We start from the raw sequence: 18,288 nt of genomic DNA, 5'->3' as shown, positions 1-18,288 counted from the left end.
ACCATGGCGTTCTACTGTCAAAATTCTAAACCTATGCAAAGCTTCTGAGAGAATGATAGCCACAGAAAACATCAATGCCGATGCAATCTCAGAAAACGAGCTGATAGAGTGGTCCAAGAAGGATCATCGCTATTTTGAGCCCATTTATGAAAAATACTATGAGCCCATTTTCAGACTCATTATGTGCAGGGTGCAGGACGAAGAGGTAACTAAAGACATCACTTCGAATGTGTTTTGTAAGGCCTTGGTCAATCTGGACAAGTACAAATTTCAGGGATTGAGTTTCTCGTCTTGGCTTTATCGTTTGGCGCTCAATAGCTGCTACGATTATTTCAGAACCCAAAAGAAAAAGCGCACCGTGGTTTTAGAAGAGTTTATGACTCAGGAAATGGCCGAAGAGTTTGAACCCGAGACTTTGTATTTACAAAGGGGGCTCAAGTTACTGCCAGAAGTACTGGATAAGTTAAAGCCGAGGGACCTTGAGCTGATTGAACTCAGATTTTTTGAGTCGAAGAGTTTCAAGGAGATCAGTGAGATTTTGGGGATTACAGAGAACAATGCCAAAACCCGATCGCACCGCATTTTAAAGAGAATTAGAAAAAAATTAGAGCCGAGCAGATATGAAATATAGATATTTGAAAAAAGGCAAAAAAATAAGCTCAGAGCGAATAAAGGCTCATATGGACTTTAGTAGTGTGCTAGAAAATTCAGCTACAATGCTGGAGGGCAACCTTCCTAAAGATGTTATCACCAAATCTGGGGTGAGTAGAATGTGGTTTCTACTACTCTTGTTGCCACTTGCTGCAGGAGTTTACTTTTTCACGCTTCCAAGTGAAAAAGTAAATAAAGAATTACAACCACCTGTTGAACAACAGATAGCAGAAGAAATGCCCGAACAAACTATTCCTTTAGATACAATTGAGAGTACTCTTACTAAAAAGAATGCAACAGAAAAGGATGCGGTTGTGATAGCCAAACCAGAGCCGCAGGTTTCTCCAGAGTCCAAACAAAAAATAGCCGAAACCAATACTGTAAAAGAAAAAGAGGCAGTCTTTAACAAGGAAGTCGAAAAAGAAGATGTCTTTATAAAGGCCAGCCCAAAGATGGGTTTTGAGGCATTCTATACTTTTTTGGACAGCGAAATCAAGTTTCCAGAAAATGCCAATTCAAATATTTTTGAAGGCTATGTAAAAGTGCTTTTTGCCATTAATCCAGACGGCAGCATTTCTGATTTTGAAATCCAAGAAAGCCTGGGCGAGTCTTTCGATAAAGAAGCCCTACGGGTGCTCAAATTGGTGAATGAATGGAGTCCTGCTACTTTTAATAATGAAGCAGTGCGCAGCCAGCTTTCTATAAAACTAAAGTTCGACCGAGACAATAATTAACCATGAGGAAGCTAAGACCAATTGCCTGCCTGTTTTTGTTGTTTCTTGTCAAGCTTACAAGTGCTCAGACCTTTCAGAAACAAGATTCATTAAAACTGCCCACTCTAACAAGCCCTCAAATGGTTTGGACAGATTTAAACTCCGACAAATATTATGACCTGCTCGTATACGGAAAAGAGCCTAGCAGCGATTCTACCCAATTTTTTCTTTTCAAAAATGAGGGTGGATTGTTTCTTGAGTCTGTTCGTCTGCCATTTTTTGACCTTGAAATTCATGCCTTAGAGATAATTGACATCGATAAAGATGGTGAATTAGACATTGTGTTTTCTGGCGTAAAAGCAGGCACAGACACGCTCTTCTCTTCACTCATCAATCAAGGAGAATTAGAGTTTCAACTGGCCCCTATGCCAATGGCTTCTATTCTTACAGAAGAGTTTATGCTTCAAGACTTTAATAGAGACAATCTTTTGGAATTGGTTTACATAGATTCCGAGGCAAAAGTTAAATACTTAACCGGCACAGCACTTGGCTGGGAAGAGCAACCAAATTTTTTCAACGATTCGCCAGCCGATGCTCTATTTGATTTGGACCTGAACAGCGATGGACTCCGCGATTTGCTGATTTCTTCTTCGAACAGACCTGATTCATTGACCCGATATCTCCAGAACCAGCTTTCGGGATGGGAGGATTTTCAAAAACCTTTTCCTTTCGATAACCTGTCCATCAATATCTTTACTCATGGGTCTTTCACTAAAAGTGGCTATCCAGATATGTTTCTTTCAGGAAACCTAATGGGGGGCAGCTCGTCTAACTTCTTGATAAAAAGCAAACAAGATACTTTTGACCTTACCGAAATTCTTCCTGACTTAGAAGTTTTAGATGCCCTTATGGCCGATTTTGATTCTGATGGAAAAACAGACTTATGGCTTAGCACCCACAACGAAGACAACGAATTTGCTAGCTATTTTCTAAATGATTTAGCCGACCCGAAGGACACCGTAATCATGAACACAGAAATTGCTTCCATAACTCGCTTTGCGGATTATACCAGAGATGGAAATCTAGACTTCGCTCAACTGCTTCCTTCTGGCGATTCTTTGGAAGTTTTCTTCTTCAAAAATGAACAAACCCTATTCAATGAAGGCCCTAGGAATCCACATTTAATCAACGCGGTTCAAACGGGAATAGGACATGGGTTAATTGTTTGGGGTACAGGTTATGATTCACTCACAGCAACTGAGCTTATATCATATGATGTAATCATAGCCAACTCAGATACCGTAGCCCTTAATGATGGCACTCTTAATATTAATACGCCTAACCCACGGCTCCCAAATCACGGTAATCAGCTTTACGCCACGCAGTCCATTTTTAGCAATTTGGTACCCGGAAATTACTTTCACTATATAAATGCTGCTGATAATGCATTCAATTATCTAAGTAATGGAAACTGCAAACCTAACACGAACATTCTCAATCAATTTGCCATCTGCGCAGTAGAAGATTTAGAAGCCTCTGTTATTGAAACATGTAAAGGAAGCACATTGGTATTGGGCACACCTACCATTTTAAGAAACTGGGTTTCAGAAAAACGTGGCCCTTTAGGTCAATCCTCCATGTTAAGATACGAAGCTGATTTAGACGACACGATCTATGGATCTGTGGTAGAATTTAAAAATTGTAGCGATGGCCAGTTAACTTATATTATCCAGTCAAAGGATACCGAAATTCCAGAGCTCAATATGCCTAAATACAACCTTATTTGTCCAGGAGACACCGTATCCTTCTCTGCAAATGCAGCATGGAGCAACATTCAATGGACAGCCGCCCAATTAGGTGATTTGGGCGCTGGACATGCCATTAGCTTTGTCCCCACAGAGTCTCAACTCGTTTTTTTCTATGGCGAAAACGAAGACGGCTGTTCTTTTAACTACACAACCTTTGTAGAAATAGAAGATTTTAAGCCATCAGTGAAAGACTCTGTTTTAACCATTAATGTAGGCGAAAGTGTTGAACTAGTGGCCAGCGGAGGCTCCACCTACGAATGGCTACCTTCCATAGGTCTTAGCAATCCTAACATTGCAAATCCGCAGGCAAGCCCACGATCAGACATTACCTATTTAGTAACCATAACGAGTGAAAATGGCTGTACAGAAACATTTGAAGTTCAGGTAAATGTGACTCAAATTGGAGGAGTCGCCAATCTATTTACACCAAATGGTGATGGTAAGAACGACAACATTGTGGTTTTTCTGAGTCAAATTCCTAGAGAATTTCAATTCAGTATCTTCAACCGATCGGGCAATTTACTCTACCAAACCAAAAACCCACAAGAGGCCATGAATAACGGATGGAATGGTACCGTAAATGGATCTACCGTTTCGAATGGCGTCTATTTCTGGAGCGTGAGCGGACAATTTGAAAATGGCCAACCCGTAAAACTTAATGGTACCACCAATGGTAAAATCAGTTTAGTGAGGTAACGAGAATGAATCGAAGGTCGCTAGTTATTTTTTCTCTTTTGAGCATTTTCATGATTGAAAGTGCCTACTCACAACAGTTTAATTTTTCGTTGCTTTCTTATGCAGAACAAAGGTTGAACCCTGCTTATGCGGCTACTGATAGTTATTGGGCTGCTGATGCACTTCATAGAAATCAGCAAACAGCACCCGACTTCAGCATTAACAGCATTACATTTTCATTCAAATACCCTCATCTGATGCCTAACCGCCAGAATGTGCAAGGTGGTTTTGGGTTGAGTGTAATGAATGATCAATCTGGCAGCACCAATACTTTCGAGGTTCAAGAAGTGGGGTTTTCCTATGCGCTTCAGTTTAAATCAGACATTGGTGAAGTACTGTCTTTTGGTATTAGTGGTTTTCATCATAAGCAAGGATTCACCTTCGCCAATTTTCTGACCAATACCCAATACATTCCGGATAGAGGTTTTGATTCTTCAATCAATAATGGAGAAAGCCTGCAAGAATTGAGTGATACCTATTATCGTATCAATACAGGGGTGCTTTATGAGCTTGTGAACAGTAATGGCCAAACCATGTCGCGTTTAGGCTTTTCTATCTTTGATATTAACAGACCTGAAAGTTCATTTTTCAATAGCGGATCAAAAGCTCCTCCCACTTATATGGGCGAGTTAGCCTTTTCCATTTACCAAACACCAAAACTGAACGTAAGCCCTAATTTTCTCTGGGTTCATCACACCAAAAGAAACAGACTCAATATTGGGTTAGGCAGTGAGTATAAAGTAGCCAACGACACTAAAATTGGTTTGGAACTTAAGTATCTATTGGGAAGAGATTTAATAAGCTCCATCGAGCTTCAAAAAGGAAATTTATCAATAGGCATGGCATACGACTTGTCTGTAAACGTAAAAAACTCAGCCAATACAGGAGCTTTCGAATTTGGTTTAAGAGTACAAGGATTGGTACGAGAGAGAGAAAAAAGAAAAAAACAAAGCACGAAAAAATCTCCTCAAAGCCTAAGACCCGCAACAGAGAAACACTACAACCTTCAACCAATTACGCTACCTAGTTACGAGCCAATGGCACAACTGCCGATTGGGCAAGTTTTAGCAAAAAGTACTAAGCCTGCTAAAACAGGAACAGCCCAAGTAGAACAATCCTACACTTTCAATTATTCGCTGAACCAATTTGCACTCAAGCAGCGAATTAAGGAAGAACTAGGCCCTATTTTGAAAAGCCTCATGGATGATGAAATCAAGTTCGTAGCCATTGAAGGCCACACAGATAACACAGGCGGTGATGAATTGAACAGTAGGCTATCACTAACACGTGCCCAAACTATCGCGGACTATTTAATAGAGAATGGAGTATCTGCAAAAAGAATTAAAGTTAGTGGTTATGGAGAATCTCTTCCTATGAGCAATAACAATACGCCATTGGGCAGAGCCATAAATCGCAGGGTAGTTATTTCTGTTTTCAAGTGATAGCCCAAGCTGAATCCAACCCAATAAAACTCTTATACAGAGCTTCAATTTTTAAGTAATTGCTTACATTTAGTAACCAGTTCAAATAAAAGGTACTTTAGAGGATAGCCAATTTTGGCTTACTTTACTTAACTTTTATAAACTAAACTGAATGAAACTTACTAAACTGCTCTTTTTCGGACTTGTGCTTTGCGCCATTTCTTCTTGCTCTAAAACCAACAATGCTGAATTCATTATTGGTGAATGGTACAATGAATCGATGATTGTTGCTATTGACCATGGTAAACCAGAAGAAACGGAATTCAAAGTGCCGATTGGGAGTTGGGAAGATGTTCTTGGTATTGAACCCATACTGACCACTTATACGAAAGATGGAAAGTACGCTTCTGTTTATACAGATTTATCTGGGGAAGTATCCATGGAAACTTTTGGTACATGGGAAGTAAAAGGCGACAGCCTTTACCTCACCGAGAATGATATTACCACCGCATACAAATTCGTCTGGATGGATGGCAAAGGAGAGTTTACGGGTTTTTTGGATTGGGATAGTGATGGCTTGCCCGATGATTTGTATTCGGGTATTCAAATCAAGAAATGATTTTTTAACCAAAAAAATAAACTATGGACATTTCAAACATCAATTGGTTGGCGGTTGTCGTATCGACAGTGGCCTATTTTGCACTGGGCGCTATATGGTATGGCCCCCTTTTTGGTAAAGCGTGGCAGCGTGGCGTTGGGCTCTCTGATGAAGAACTCAAGAACGCAAACATGGGAAAGCTATTCGGTAGTGCCTTGATCCTCTCATTTGTTGTAAGTTTCGGGATGGCTATGTTCTTCTATGGTTTTGGTGAAAACCCAGATATGAATGCCACAATGGGCGCAATGATGGGGCTTATGACCGGCCTATTCTTTATTATTCCTACTACTGCATTGAATTATAACTTCGCTAGAAAGGGCGCTGGTTTAATTATGATCGATTCACTTTACCACACCATTGCCTTTACCATTATCGGTATTATTCTGGGGGTTTGGAAATAGCGAATGCGCTAGCGAAAACCAAGTAGGCACATAACAAATTCTAAAGTCCATGCGTTTTAGGTTGAAAAATCACCTAAACATTCATGGGCTTTTTTCCGTCTAAGATGTTATTAAAAAATTATTACTCCGATTGTCATCTCGGGAACTAACTGAGCACTTTTTTTATTTAGGAATGGTCAAACTAACTAGACATGAAAAACCAAAAACAACACCCCTCACCGATTGCCTATAAACTAGGCTGGCAAATTGCCCAATCTGAAAACGAAATGTTTACCCAAGTAAATAACCGATTGAAATCTATTAAAGCAATTCATAAGCTGAAGCGTGGCGAACTTTTTTTAGAAGTAATAGAAGGCTGAACCTTTAAAAGTTCAGAGGACTCGGTTTTAAGAAGCTATACCCTAGGTCAGTAAGCTTTTTCTCCGACACTCTTTTTGATGGAATAATTTCAGGCGCCTCCCAAATGGGCTGGTCGAAGTTATACTTATGCGCCATGGCCTCATGTACTTCTTTGCGTGTTGGGTGTTCTGGGCAAACCAAATTCAGAGTATCAACTTCTTCCAAATCACCCTTTATTAATTGCTGAATAACGTTAATAACGTCATCTCGGTGAATGTAATTAACTGGGGTGGAAGCTCCTGAAGTGGCCTTGCCTGCAAACCATTTTCCTGAAATTCTGTCTTCACCCATTAAGCCTCCACAACGGAGCACCGTAAGCTTTGCCTCCACTTGACGCATTTCTCTTTCACCCAATACCACCGCTTTTGTCGACCCGTTTTCTAAGTCGAAATTGGTAGTTTCGGTTACCCAATCGCCTGTATTCGGATAGTAAGAAGTAGAACTCACAAAAATCACTTTAGGCACTTTGTGCTGATCAACCAAATATTTCAAATACTTGATTTGTTCGCCATAAAACTCAGGCGTATTTCTTTTTCTCCCAGGAGGAATATTGATCACCAATACATCGGTTTGAAAAAGAGCATTAAAGTTTTCGCCTGTTGGCATTGGATCCATTTTGAGTAAAAACGGACTAATTCCTGCATCAGAAAGTAAATGGAATTTCTCTTTTGAAGTGGTACTACCCAGTACAGAAAAACCTTCTTGAGATAATTTTTTCCCTAAAGCCAAGCCCAACCAACCGCAACCAACGATACTTACCTTCATCCAAAACTTGATTATATCGTGGCTTGAGCTTTCATTTCAGCAACCACTTTTTCGTAATATGCTTCGTATTGAGGAAGAATATTTGTGATGTCGAAATCTTGGGCTCTTTTTAGTGCATTGGTTTTAAAAGTCCCTAAGTTCTCATCATTCAAAATATGGAGTGCGTTTTTCGTCATGTCCTCCACATCTCCAATTGGAGATACAAAACCAGTTACACCGTGCTGGTTCAATTCAGGAATACCACCAGCATTTGAGGTTACCAATGGTACTTCGCAAGCCATAGCCTCTAGCGCAGATAAACCAAAACTTTCCTTTTCTGAAGGCATTAAGAATAAATCGGCAACAGAAAGCACTTCTTGCACCGCCTCTAGTTTTCCTAAGAAACGAACTTCTTCATAAATGCCTAGTTCACGGCAAAGTGATTCTATATGGCTTCTTTCTGGGCCATCACCCACTAAAAGCAAACGGGCAGGTATTTGTTCTTGAATTTTATGGAACACTTTCACTACATCGTCAATACGCTTTACTTTTCTGAAGTTTGATGTGTGAACGATAAGCTTTTCTCCATTCGGACAAATGGCGGTTTTAAAATGTTCCTTACGCTGTTTCTTGAATTTTTCTAGATCGATAAAATTGGGGATCACCTCAATTTCACGTCTGATGTTAAAATGCTTGTAGGTGTCTTTCTTTAAATCTTCAGAAACCGAAGTAACTCCATCTGACTGATTGATGCTGTACGTTACCACAGGCTCATACGATGGGTCTTTCCCAACCAAAGTAATGTCTGTGCCATGTAGAGTAGTAATTACTGGAATTTCAATGCCTTGATCTTTCAGAATTTGCTTGGCCAACACCGCAGCCGAAGCATGAGGAATTGCGTAATGCACATGAAGTACATCCAGTTTTTCATACTTCACTACGTCCACCATTTTACTGGCCAGAGCAAGTTCGTAAGGAGGAAATTTGAAAAGCGGATAAGAACGAATATTTACTTCGTGATAAAAAAGATTCTCGTTAAAGAAGTCTAATCTGGTAGGTTGCGAATAGGTAATAAAATGAATTTTATATCCTTTTTTAGCCAGCCCTATCCCTAGTTCTGTAGCTACAACTCCCGAACCACCAAAGGTTGGGTAACACACAATTCCAATATTCATTAATTCTAGCGCTTTAAAGCCAACTTTCTTTCAACTGGTTAGTCTTTATTAAAGTTCCAGATCGACTCGTAGATTAAATCTTGAATTTTGGTACGGATGTTCCACTGAATCAGTTTCGCATTTTCTGCGTTCGGATAAACTCGGTTTGCAAGGAATACATAAATCAACTCTTGTTCTGGATCGGCCCAAACCGCAGTACCTGTAAATCCTGAGTGTCCAAAAGTAGACGCTGAAGCATAACGTGAGGTTGGCCCTTCATCTTTACCTACAATCGGTTTATCCCAGCCCATTCCCCTTCGATTGTCTTCCGTTTGTTGCGAAGTAAAAGCAGGAATGGTATTCAGTTCATAATATTTTTGATTGCCATATTGGCCCAGTTGTAAGTGCATTTGCATAAGAACAGCTAAATCGAGGGCATTGGAAAACAAACCCGCATGCCCTGCTACTCCACCAAACATGGCAGCGCCTTGGTCGTGTACGGTTCCTCTCAATAAAGTTTTTCTGAAAAGGTTATCGTCTTCGGTTGGAGCAATTTCTGCCAAAAACCCATTTTCCGTAGGTAAGTACCCCATGGTTTGTAAACCCAGTGGAGCATAAAGCTTATCACTTAGAAAAACATCAAAAGGTTTGTCTAGAATATTTTCAGCCAACTTGTAGAAAAAATAATAACCCATATCCGAATAGAGGTAATCATATTTTTTCTCACCCTTAGGCATTTTTCTCAAGTCCGCATCAATTACCCATTTCCAAACTGAGTCCGCTAAAGCTGGGCTTCCATATACATGATCGGCAATGGTAGAATTGTAACTGGGGCCTGGGGTTTCACTATAATAAGCTTCATTCAAAACCCCATTCTCTACCGTCCTTTTCCAAAACGGGATGAATGGCTGAAGGCCAGCTTGATGCAAAAGCACATCTCGAATGACTAAATCTTCTTTATTCGTTCCTTTCACTTCGGGCAAGTAATCACCCAAGGTTTTATTCATGTCAATGAGGCCGTTTTCGTTAAGGTACATCAGCACCTGCACACTAGCCATCACTTTGGTAATTGAGGCCAAATCGTACATGGTTTCGTCATTTACAGCGATGAGGCTGTCATAGGTTTGATAACCATAATTCTTGCTGAAGATCACTTTGCCTTTTCTGGCCACCATCACTTGACCACCAGGAGTTGCTTTGCCGTCAATTGCCTTTTTCATGAAAATATCAATGCCTTTCAATGTTTCAGAATCCATCCCTACTTCCTCTGGCAATCCAAAACCTAAACGAGAAGCAGTCATTGTCTTAATTCCCGTTCCACTTTTAAAACTACCTGTAGTTACTGGTAATTTACCTTCGGCACGAAGGGCTCCAAAAATGATTTGTGGAGCAATATTTCTTGTAATTTCATTGTCTTCGTAAGTGCAAATAATATTCTTCACCCCATCAAAAAACTGAAGCCCATAGGCATTACCAAATGCCACAACAATGACATTGGTTTTAGTCTGTAAGTCGCGAATAAACTGCACCTCTTCCGACTTTACCCCGTGTTGATCTTTTGTAGAATTGGTAATTCCACCATAACCAACAACCACAGTATTATAAGAAGCCAGTGAATCTAACAAAGACTGATAAGTAGTTCCTGCTCTAAAATGATCGAACTTGGCATACTTGCTTAAGGTATTCTCAAATTCTTTATTATCCGAAGTTCCGAAATTGAGAGAAGCAAACTTGGTGCTGTCCAACCTAATGATTGGCACAAGTTCATCTGTATTGTCAACCACCGTCATCGCCTTTTGGTAAAGAATACGATTGAGCATTTCTGCATAACTGGTGTTAATGCGCTCGGTAAGGTTATCTGTTGAAATTGGTTCATACTTAGAAAGCCCTAACCAATATTTCGCTTCCAAAATTCTTCTTACTCGGTAATCAAGTGAGGTTTGAGTCAAATCGCCTTTTTTAATAGCCTTCTTTACTTGGTCGATGCCTTTTGCTACATCTACAGGATAAAGAATAATGTCATTCCCTGCCATCAAAGCACGCACATCGGCTTCTCCCGGTTCATAATATTTTGCCACGCCTTGCATATTCATTGCATCGGTAAAAGCCAAACCATCAAAACCAAGCTCCTTCTTTAGTAGGTCGGTTACTACTTTTTGTGAAAGCGTAGTTGGGGTTTTTTCGCGACTATCATAAGCAGGGATTTGCAAATGCGCCACCATCACACTCATCAAGCTATCTTTCATTAACGCCTTGAAGGGATAAAGCTCAATGTCATTCATGCGCTCTTTGCTGTGGTTAATCACTGGCAAATCTGCATGAGAATCTACATCGGTATCGCCATGACCTGGGAAATGTTTGGCATTGGCCATAATGCCAAAATCTTGCATGCCCTTCATATAAGCCACACCCTTTTCAGCCACATTAAATTTATTTTCGCCAAAAGACCGATAGCCAATCACAGGGTTTTTAGGGTTCACATTTACATCGACAACTGGCGCGAAATTGATGTGCATATTCAATTGCTTGAACTGATTGGCCACTTCCTTGCCCATTTCGTAAATCAGACGGTTATCTTGTATGGCGCCTAAAGTCATTTGTTTTGGAAAGTCCATTATACTGTCCAATCGCATACCTATTCCCCACTCTGCATCCATAGCAACGGCCAATGGCACTTTAGCTTTTGCCTGATAGCGATTGGTAAGATGGGCTTGTCTGCCTGCCCCTCCCTGAAAGAAGATTAAGCCACCAATATTATACTTAGAAATAAGGGAGTCAATCTCTGCATAGTGCGCTTCATCTCTATTTGAATAAGCCGCCACCATAAAAAGTTGGCCAAGCCTTTCTTCAGGTGTCATGCTTTTAAAAACACTATCAGCCCATGCCTTTTGGCTTACCGTATCTATTTTTGAATAGATCTTTTGACCAAAAAGAGAGGTTGAAAAAAGGAAGGATATTAAAATAGAGAAAGCAACTTTGTTCAGCATTATGCCGTAATTTTTAGTTATAGCAAATAAAACATAAATTTGTTCATAGGCGAATTTCTTGCCAAGAACCTTTATATCGTAAAGAACGCCAAAATAGGAGAAACAATATCATGAAAATACCAAGTCTTGTAAAGAAACCCAATTATCAACGATACGATATCAAGCCTAGGTACTACGACCCTGTCAAGGAAGATATTGAAAATAGAACGAGCAGAATCAAAGCAGAAATGGGTTTGAACGAAAATGTAGACCTTGATGCTGGTTACCGTTCTCAGATTGAAGGCTCATTTAGAAAAAACATGAAGCACGCCAAAAATGGAGTGGATCAAACCATCATGTTGCGTTTGGTTATTTTCGTGATTTTAGTGCTGTTTGTAGGTGGTTTCGTTTACATCGGAAAAGATATTTTCTACCTTGGCCTTCTTTATGTTCCTTATTTAATTTGGAAGAAAATGCGAAAGTAATTTCTTCAACCTTGCATGCCCGATTTAATACGATTACTTCCTGATAACATCGCCAATCAGATTGCCGCTGGCGAGGTAGTCCAGCGTCCTGCTTCGGTGGTTAAAGAACTACTGGAAAACGCCATTGATGCGGGTGCCACAAACATTAAACTCATTTTAAAAGAGGCGGGAAAGGTGCTAATTCAAGTAATTGACAATGGAACAGGAATGTCTGAAACAGACATTCGCATGTGTTTTGAGCGACATGCCACTTCAAAAATTCGTTCTACAGAAGATCTTTTCACCATAAAAACTATGGGCTTCCGGGGTGAAGCCATGGCCTCAATTGCTGCGGTAAGTCAAGTAGAAGCCAAAACTAGAAAGGAAAGTGAAGAGCTTGGGGTATTACTTCAAATTGAAGCTTCGGAAGTAAAAAAACAAGAACCCACTTCCACCCCAGTTGGCACTTCGTTTTGTGTAAAGAATCTGTTTTATAATGTTCCCGCAAGGCGGAATTTCTTAAAATCGAACTCGGTTGAAACTCGGCATATCGTGGATGAATTTCAGCGTGTGGCGCTGTCCAATCCGCAAGTGGAAATGACCATGTACCACAATGATTTGGAAATGTACCACCTTACTTCTGGTAAGTTGAGCAATAGAGTCGTTGGGATTTTTGGCAAAAAATACCAAGCGCAAATGGCTTCTTGTTTAGAAGAAACGGACATGCTGAAAGTTTACGGTTATGTAGGAAAGCCAGAGTTTGCCAAGAAAACCCGTGGCGAGCAGTTCTTCTTTGTAAACAACCGTTTCATTAAAAGTAATTACCTGAACCATGCCGTAACCACGGCTTTTACAGGACTTATTCCTGATGGAAACTTTCCTTTCTATACCCTTTTTTTAGAGCTCGATCCAAAGCACATCGATATCAACGTTCATCCAACCAAAACTGAAATAAAGTTTGATGATGAACGCACGGTTTATGCCATAGTAAAAGCTGCCGTAAGACAAGCTTTAGGAACGCACAATATTACTCCAGCACTAGACTTTGGTGCCGATGTCAATTTTGCCTCCTTCCGGCCACAGCCTCAAAGTACAAGCACTGGAACCAGCGCAAGTCAATCAGATAGAAATTATGGGCAGTTCAGAGACTTGGACAAAAAACGTGAATCTACTTCGCACTGGGAAAAGCTGTATGACGGCCTACAGAAGGACATAGAAAAGGAAGAAAGACAAAACGCTCAGCTAGACATTCACCCAGAGGCCCAAAGTACAGTAACCATGGGCAGCGCAGCCAACACAGCTGAGGCTTATAAGCCTAATCGTGAAGCGGTTTTACCTTCGGCAAAGTATTTTCAGATTCATAAAAAGTATATTGCAACCCATGTAAAATCTGGTTTGCTTTTAGTGGCACAACAAGAGGCACATGAACGTATTTTGTATGAACGCTTTTTTCAGATGATCCAGAACCGATCAGGTGCCTCTCAGCAGTCGTTGTTTCCACAAAGCTTGGAACTCAACCCTGCCGACTTTGCCCTCGTTATGGGTATGAAAGATGAAATCAGTGCCATTGGTTTTGAGTTTTCAGAATTTGGGAAAAATACGGTGGTGATTAATGGAGTACCAGCAGATTTAAAAGCAGCAAACGAAAAACAATTGTTTGAGGGCTTTGTTGAACAGTTCAAGCAAAATCAATCGGAGCTTTCTATTAGTGCCGATGAAAACATTGCTAGATCAATCGCGAAACGTTCTTCTTTAAAAACAGGAACAACTTTGTCACCAGAAGAAATGTCATCATTGATCGACCAACTTTTCGCATGCAAAAACCCTAATTATTCACCCAATGGAAGAAAAACATCTTTCATTATTGAATTGGAAAAAATAGACCAGTTTTTTAACTAACACCTATGTTTGGACGACTTACTCCCCTTGTAAAAAACCTCCTATATATCAATATCGGAATTTGGTTGGTTCAGTTTTTACTGAAAATGGATTTAGGTAGCCGCTTTGGCTTATACTTCATTGCCTCTGATAATTTTAATCCCGTACAGTTTGTCACTTATATGTTTCTGCACGACACATTGAGTCCAATGCACATTTTCGGAAACATGTTTGCCCTCTTTATTTTTGGGCCGCTTTTAGAGCAGTTTTTAGGACCGAAGAAATTCGTAATACTTTATATGGTTACGGGTGTGGGGGCTGGTCTTTTCTATACAGGAGCAAACTACTTAGAGGTGAGCGCCATAAAAAATGACGTTGAAAGCTATTTAGACAATCCTAATTCTGAAGATTTCAACCGTTTAATCGCCAAGCATAACGTGTACAAGCCAGAGTATATTTACCCATTCATTGAGCAGTATTCCAGAAACGAAGACAGCCCACAGTTACGACAAGAATCTATTCAATATGCACGTGGGTTATATGCTTTCTTTGGCGATTACCCAATGGTTGGAGCTTCGGGTGCAATTTTCGGAATTTTAGCGGCATTTGCCCTTTTATTCCCCAATACCGAACTTTTCTTACTGTTTCTTCCTTTCCCAATCAAGGCAAAATACTTGGTTACAGTATACATTCTTTATGAGCTGTTCGCTGAGTTTCAAAGAGCACAAGGAGATAATGTGGCGCATTTGGCGCATATCGGTGGCGCAATCATTGCCTTTTTCTTGGTTACTTATTGGAAGAAAAGCAGAAGAGATTTTTACTAAAAACCCATGAACAGTATTCTAGACGATTTTAAACTCGCGTTTAAAACGGGAAATATCTTAAACCAGTTGATTGTTATCAATGTGGTGGTTTTTGTAGTGCTTGGAGTAACTGGTGTTTTCTTTACAGTTGCTGGTTATGGAAGCCTTTTCCAAAGCATTAGTAATTACTTGATGCTTCCTGCCAACCCAAGCCAATTGATCTATCAGCCTTGGACCTTGATCACTTATTTCTTTTACCATGAAGGTGTCTTCCATATTCTCTTCAATATGCTGTTCCTGTATTGGTTTGGAAGAATTATAGCAGAATATATAGGTCAGAATAAGGTTTTAGGCTTATATGTTTGGGGCGGAATTTTTGGCGGAGCGCTCTATTTACTTATCTATAACTTATTGCCCTTCTATGCACCAGCCATTGAAGGAACATACCTCTTAGGAGCTTCTGGCGGTGTAATCGCCATTGTTGTTGGGGCGGCTACCTTTATGCCCAATTTCACGGTTCTTTTGATTTTTCTTGGACCCGTAAGGTTGAAGTATATCGCAGCATTCTATGTAATCACTTCTCTGCTCCAATCCACTGGCTCCAATGCTGGAGGTGAAATAGCTCATTTAGGAGGCGCCTTGGCTGGGTTCTTATTTATTACCCAACTCAAAAGCGGCAATGACTGGAGCAAAATTGTCGTTCAGTTTATCACTTGGGTGAAAAGCCTTTTTAAGCCACAGCCAAAAATTAAGGTAAGCTACAGAAGCACAAAATCGAGCAGTGCTAAATCGACCAAAAGCTCTAAAGCTCCTGAAAAGAAGAAGTCAGAAACCTCGCAAAGTGAGATTGACGCTATTCTGGATAAAATTTCTGAAAGAGGCTACGATGCGCTAACCAAAGAAGAAAAGCAGAAGTTATTTAATGCTAGTAAGGATTAGTTTTTCTTGGTTTCGTAGGTCTTGGTAAACTGAAATGGTTTGCCATCACTCATTAATCCCTGTAAATCGATTAAAATGCTGGTTTCCTCATCAGAATTCCAAAACTCAATTGTCGCTTCCCCATGCTCATCAAGTTCAATAAGTGGTTTCCAAAATAGAACCAGCCTTTGATCATATTTAATGTCTAAATCTGATTTGACATCATACTTTGGTGAGTAAAACTTGCGACTTGAGTTATAGGCTCCTTTTATAGTGGTATTTAAAAAATTCTCATTCCATTTTTTGGTTTCTTCCACTATACCATCAGCCCCTTTGGTATAAAAGGCCAATACGCCTCCAAAGGCAGCACTTCCAAAAAGACCTGTAGCACTCAAGCTCTTGAAAACCACAACTCTGGAAATCGAATTTGGATCTAGTTGAGAGGCTGTCCCCATTGATATTTCACCATCATCCAACAGGATCAACGGGTCTCTTAACTTTCCCATACTAGCATCTTGACGTATATTTATTTTTGTCGGATTTGGTGAGAACGCATCGACTATTTGAACACCCGGCATTTTTCCTATAAGGGCTGAAAAAACATTTGTATGACTACTCGCTGATTGTGACTCTATAAAACTGTATGCGTCTTCACCTTTACCATAAGCAGTCTTTAATAGGGCTTGCTTTTTAGTTTCTTCCCTACTCGCGTCTACCACAAAAGGATCTAATACAGTTACTCCCGTATCCAAGCCAAAGGCCTTCTCAATTAAATCTCTTCTTTCATTCTTTGCCAAAAAGGAGAGGTTAGAGGTCGGATCAATTTTATCCCCACGCAGCAAAATACTTTGTGAAAATGAGGGCCACCTGTATTGGATTGAGTCAATTTCAAACATTAAATTATCCCTTTTCTTATCACGTTGCCCCTTAAAAAAAACAGTGTCATCATCATAAACAACCGCTTCTTCAAAAACAAACTTACCGTTATCCGATGTTGTAGCAGAAGCAATTATTGGCGGAATGGCTTGGTTGCTTATAAAGGTCACCTCTCCTCCCGAAATTGTTTTGTCTGACCCGAATTTATAGAGTGTCCCGCTCACCGTTAAGCCTTTTTCTATAAAGTAGTCAAGAGAGGGCAAAACATCATCTTTTAAATCTTGCCATGAAAACCTCACCCAGCCATGGGTGAGCATAACCAAGTCCAAGTGTTCCGTAGCGTATTCATTGTTGTCGTTAAAATAATACATCGGATTATCGATGTAGCCCTTTAGGTCAGAGGTAAGCAATAGCTCAGAATAAATACTTTGTTCTGGAGCATAATCCAAAGCTTGTCCTAAGTCAATCACACTCAATGAGAAGATGCCTGACTGGGAACGACCTAAAGAATTGTCCGCTTTTATTTTCAATTCAACTTTTTCTCTTGTACCATAATCTCTTTTTTCCGTTGTAACGATAACAGTGTCTCCTCGGCCCTTTTTAAACATCAACCTCTCCAACAGAGGATTTGCCAAACCATCGAACAACGTAATATGAAATATTCCCTCTGGAATTATATCCGTGGGCAGAATTACCATAGTCACTTTTTTGTTCAAACTCAAATCCAAATTATAAAGCAAGCTACCACCAGAGTGGACAGCCAAAAAATGACCCTTGTCACTTCCTAGCTCTAAGTTTGTACTTATCCTTAGTACTACCCTATCCTCAGATTCTGGGTACGCGTATAAGCTATAGCCCACTTCTTCAACCTGTGGAAGGTTAAAAGCTTTATTTCTACCTTCAATTTGTACTGAATAATTCTCCCCGAATTGCGGAATGAAGCTGAAATCCCCCATCCCGTCATGCTTCGACTCAATGTCTATAGACAGTGCCCCAGAAGGGTCAATAAGCCTTCCCTTAATATCTATTGAATGACCCGTATTATCGATCGCTTTAAAGGCCACTCTTGCAGGAAGGCCTGAAACTAAGTGACCTCCCTCTGGAAAGAATTGAACATCTATATCTCCTAAGTTTTGTGGGGTATTGGGTGAAGTTTCTGCTTCAACAGAATCTGAGACTACGACTATTTCCTTTTCGAAAAAAAAATCAGCATCAAAGTTCCTCATATAATTGGTATAGGACCTCAAAATATAACTGCCCCCTTTCAAATCCCTTGGCAAGTCAATAACTCCCTCACCGTAGCCAGTCTGAGCAAATACCAATTGCTCAACAATTAATTCTTTATCCTTAGAAAACAGCTCTACCCTAAGGTTTGTACTTAGCACAGAGGGTAAATTGGCCTCATAAGCAGTTACATAGGCCTGAAACCATATCGGGTCTCCAGGAACATAAAACTTTCTATCTGTATGAAGAAAGACTTTTTCTTGGGGGAAGCTAGTAGTAAGTTTCTCTAGTTTATCAGTAAGGCCGTTCAGTTGGGCGTTCTGAGAATTAGCATTCTGAATACCAATTGATTGAAAAAATAAAAAAAATAATAACAAATTCCTGCTGCCCACGATAAACACCCTAATGGTAGATGTTAAATTCTGTATATGAAATCTCATTATAAGAATTAAACAACACATAAGCATTTAAACCT

Annotated in this window: 15 protein-coding genes; 11 read left to right on the top strand and 4 right to left on the bottom strand. The window is 40.1% G+C overall.

Going from position 1 to position 18,288, the window contains the following annotated elements; translation table 11 throughout:
* Window positions 1-52 precede the first annotated feature (52 nt).
* The 7 genes from AAC026_RS11570 (at window position 53) to AAC026_RS11540 (ending at window position 6,746) form a co-directional block, all read left to right on the top strand.
* Window positions 53-631, top strand: a complete 579-nt coding sequence (locus AAC026_RS11570) for a sigma-70 family RNA polymerase sigma factor (protein ID WP_339698129.1) — start codon at window positions 53-55, stop codon at window positions 629-631.
* The gene (locus tag AAC026_RS11565; RefSeq protein WP_339698125.1) at window positions 621-1,385 is read left to right on the top strand and encodes a TonB family protein; all 765 of its coding nucleotides are present in this window, start codon (window positions 621-623) and stop codon (window positions 1,383-1,385) included. The genes AAC026_RS11570 and AAC026_RS11565 overlap by 11 nt, the downstream gene beginning before the upstream one ends.
* A gap of 2 nt (window positions 1,386-1,387) precedes the next feature.
* The gene (locus tag AAC026_RS11560; protein ID WP_339698122.1) at window positions 1,388-3,868 is read left to right on the top strand and encodes a gliding motility-associated C-terminal domain-containing protein; all 2,481 of its coding nucleotides are present in this window, start codon (window positions 1,388-1,390) and stop codon (window positions 3,866-3,868) included.
* Between the two features lie 5 nt (window positions 3,869-3,873).
* Entirely contained in the window at window positions 3,874-5,349 is a 1,476-nt protein-coding gene (locus tag AAC026_RS11555; protein ID WP_339698119.1) for a PorP/SprF family type IX secretion system membrane protein, read from the top strand.
* 151 nt (window positions 5,350-5,500) lie between these two features.
* A complete protein-coding gene (locus AAC026_RS11550; protein WP_339698116.1) occupies window positions 5,501-5,947 on the top strand; it encodes a hypothetical protein in 447 nt (148 codons plus the stop codon).
* Window positions 5,948-5,970: 23 nt separating this feature from the next.
* Complete coding sequence (locus AAC026_RS11545; protein WP_339698113.1) at window positions 5,971-6,387, top strand: DUF1761 domain-containing protein; 417 nt, start codon at window positions 5,971-5,973, stop codon at window positions 6,385-6,387.
* A 191-nt stretch (window positions 6,388-6,578) separates the two neighbouring features.
* Window positions 6,579-6,746: a hypothetical protein gene (locus AAC026_RS11540; protein ID WP_339607922.1), complete on the top strand. Its 168-nt coding sequence runs from the start codon at window positions 6,579-6,581 to the stop codon at window positions 6,744-6,746.
* A gap of 4 nt (window positions 6,747-6,750) precedes the next feature.
* On the opposite strand, the gene AAC026_RS11535 is transcribed toward AAC026_RS11540, so the two are convergent.
* Genes AAC026_RS11535 through AAC026_RS11525 form a run of 3 tightly spaced genes read right to left on the bottom strand, consistent with a single transcriptional unit; the run spans window position 6,751 to window position 11,671 of the window.
* Window positions 6,751-7,551 (bottom strand): hypothetical protein, encoded by an 801-nt coding sequence (locus tag AAC026_RS11535; protein WP_339698110.1) that lies wholly within the window; start codon window positions 7,549-7,551, stop codon window positions 6,751-6,753.
* A gap of 11 nt (window positions 7,552-7,562) precedes the next feature.
* Complete coding sequence (bshA, locus tag AAC026_RS11530; protein ID WP_339607924.1) at window positions 7,563-8,705, bottom strand: N-acetyl-alpha-D-glucosaminyl L-malate synthase BshA; 1,143 nt, start codon at window positions 8,703-8,705, stop codon at window positions 7,563-7,565.
* Window positions 8,706-8,743: 38 nt separating this feature from the next.
* Window positions 8,744-11,671 (bottom strand): glycoside hydrolase family 3 N-terminal domain-containing protein, encoded by a 2,928-nt coding sequence (locus tag AAC026_RS11525; protein WP_339698107.1) that lies wholly within the window; start codon window positions 11,669-11,671, stop codon window positions 8,744-8,746.
* A 110-nt stretch (window positions 11,672-11,781) separates the two neighbouring features.
* On the opposite strand from AAC026_RS11525, the gene AAC026_RS11520 reads away from it, so the two are divergent.
* Genes AAC026_RS11520 through AAC026_RS11505 form a run of 4 tightly spaced genes read left to right on the top strand, consistent with a single transcriptional unit; the run spans window position 11,782 to window position 15,734 of the window.
* Window positions 11,782-12,135: a hypothetical protein gene (locus AAC026_RS11520; RefSeq protein WP_339607926.1), complete on the top strand. Its 354-nt coding sequence runs from the start codon at window positions 11,782-11,784 to the stop codon at window positions 12,133-12,135.
* Window positions 12,136-12,150: 15 nt separating this feature from the next.
* Window positions 12,151-14,013 (top strand): DNA mismatch repair endonuclease MutL, encoded by a 1,863-nt coding sequence (gene mutL, locus AAC026_RS11515; protein WP_339698105.1) that lies wholly within the window; start codon window positions 12,151-12,153, stop codon window positions 14,011-14,013.
* Window positions 14,014-14,018: 5 nt separating this feature from the next.
* Window positions 14,019-14,816: a rhomboid family intramembrane serine protease gene (locus AAC026_RS11510; RefSeq protein WP_339698103.1), complete on the top strand. Its 798-nt coding sequence runs from the start codon at window positions 14,019-14,021 to the stop codon at window positions 14,814-14,816.
* Window positions 14,817-14,822: 6 nt separating this feature from the next.
* Window positions 14,823-15,734 carry a rhomboid family intramembrane serine protease gene (locus AAC026_RS11505; protein WP_339698100.1) on the top strand — a complete coding sequence of 304 codons (912 nt, stop codon included), beginning with the start codon at window positions 14,823-14,825 and terminating at the stop codon, window positions 15,732-15,734.
* Here AAC026_RS11505 and AAC026_RS11500 read toward each other — a convergent pair.
* Window positions 15,731-18,253, bottom strand: a complete 2,523-nt coding sequence (locus tag AAC026_RS11500) for a TonB-dependent receptor plug domain-containing protein (RefSeq protein ID WP_339698097.1) — start codon at window positions 18,251-18,253, stop codon at window positions 15,731-15,733. The genes AAC026_RS11505 and AAC026_RS11500 overlap by 4 nt on opposite strands.
* Window positions 18,254-18,288: the final 35 nt, after the last annotated feature.

Source organism: uncultured Roseivirga sp. (genome assembly GCF_963973945.1).
Lineage (GTDB): Bacteria > Bacteroidota > Bacteroidia > Cytophagales > Cyclobacteriaceae > Roseivirga.
This window is presented reverse-complemented; position numbering and strand designations above follow the sequence as displayed.

Coding starts and splice junctions, on each gene's coding strand:
- AAC026_RS11520 (WP_339607926.1), top strand. CDS start 11,782: ATGAAAATACCAAGTCTTGTAAAGAAACCCAATTATCAACGATACGAT.
- AAC026_RS11510 (WP_339698103.1), top strand. CDS start 14,019: ATGTTTGGACGACTTACTCCCCTTGTAAAAAACCTCCTATATATCAAT.
- AAC026_RS11565 (WP_339698125.1), top strand. CDS start 621: ATGAAATATAGATATTTGAAAAAAGGCAAAAAAATAAGCTCAGAGCGA.
- AAC026_RS11545 (WP_339698113.1), top strand. CDS start 5,971: ATGGACATTTCAAACATCAATTGGTTGGCGGTTGTCGTATCGACAGTG.
- AAC026_RS11500 (WP_339698097.1), bottom strand. CDS start 18,253: ATGAGATTTCATATACAGAATTTAACATCTACCATTAGGGTGTTTATC.
- bshA (WP_339607924.1), bottom strand. CDS start 8,705: ATGAATATTGGAATTGTGTGTTACCCAACCTTTGGTGGTTCGGGAGTT.
- AAC026_RS11535 (WP_339698110.1), bottom strand. CDS start 7,551: ATGAAGGTAAGTATCGTTGGTTGCGGTTGGTTGGGCTTGGCTTTAGGG.
- mutL (WP_339698105.1), top strand. CDS start 12,151: ATGCCCGATTTAATACGATTACTTCCTGATAACATCGCCAATCAGATT.
- AAC026_RS11505 (WP_339698100.1), top strand. CDS start 14,823: ATGAACAGTATTCTAGACGATTTTAAACTCGCGTTTAAAACGGGAAAT.
- AAC026_RS11555 (WP_339698119.1), top strand. CDS start 3,874: ATGAATCGAAGGTCGCTAGTTATTTTTTCTCTTTTGAGCATTTTCATG.
- AAC026_RS11560 (WP_339698122.1), top strand. CDS start 1,388: ATGAGGAAGCTAAGACCAATTGCCTGCCTGTTTTTGTTGTTTCTTGTC.
- AAC026_RS11570 (WP_339698129.1), top strand. CDS start 53: ATGATAGCCACAGAAAACATCAATGCCGATGCAATCTCAGAAAACGAG.
- AAC026_RS11525 (WP_339698107.1), bottom strand. CDS start 11,671: ATGCTGAACAAAGTTGCTTTCTCTATTTTAATATCCTTCCTTTTTTCA.
- AAC026_RS11550 (WP_339698116.1), top strand. CDS start 5,501: ATGAAACTTACTAAACTGCTCTTTTTCGGACTTGTGCTTTGCGCCATT.
- AAC026_RS11540 (WP_339607922.1), top strand. CDS start 6,579: ATGAAAAACCAAAAACAACACCCCTCACCGATTGCCTATAAACTAGGC.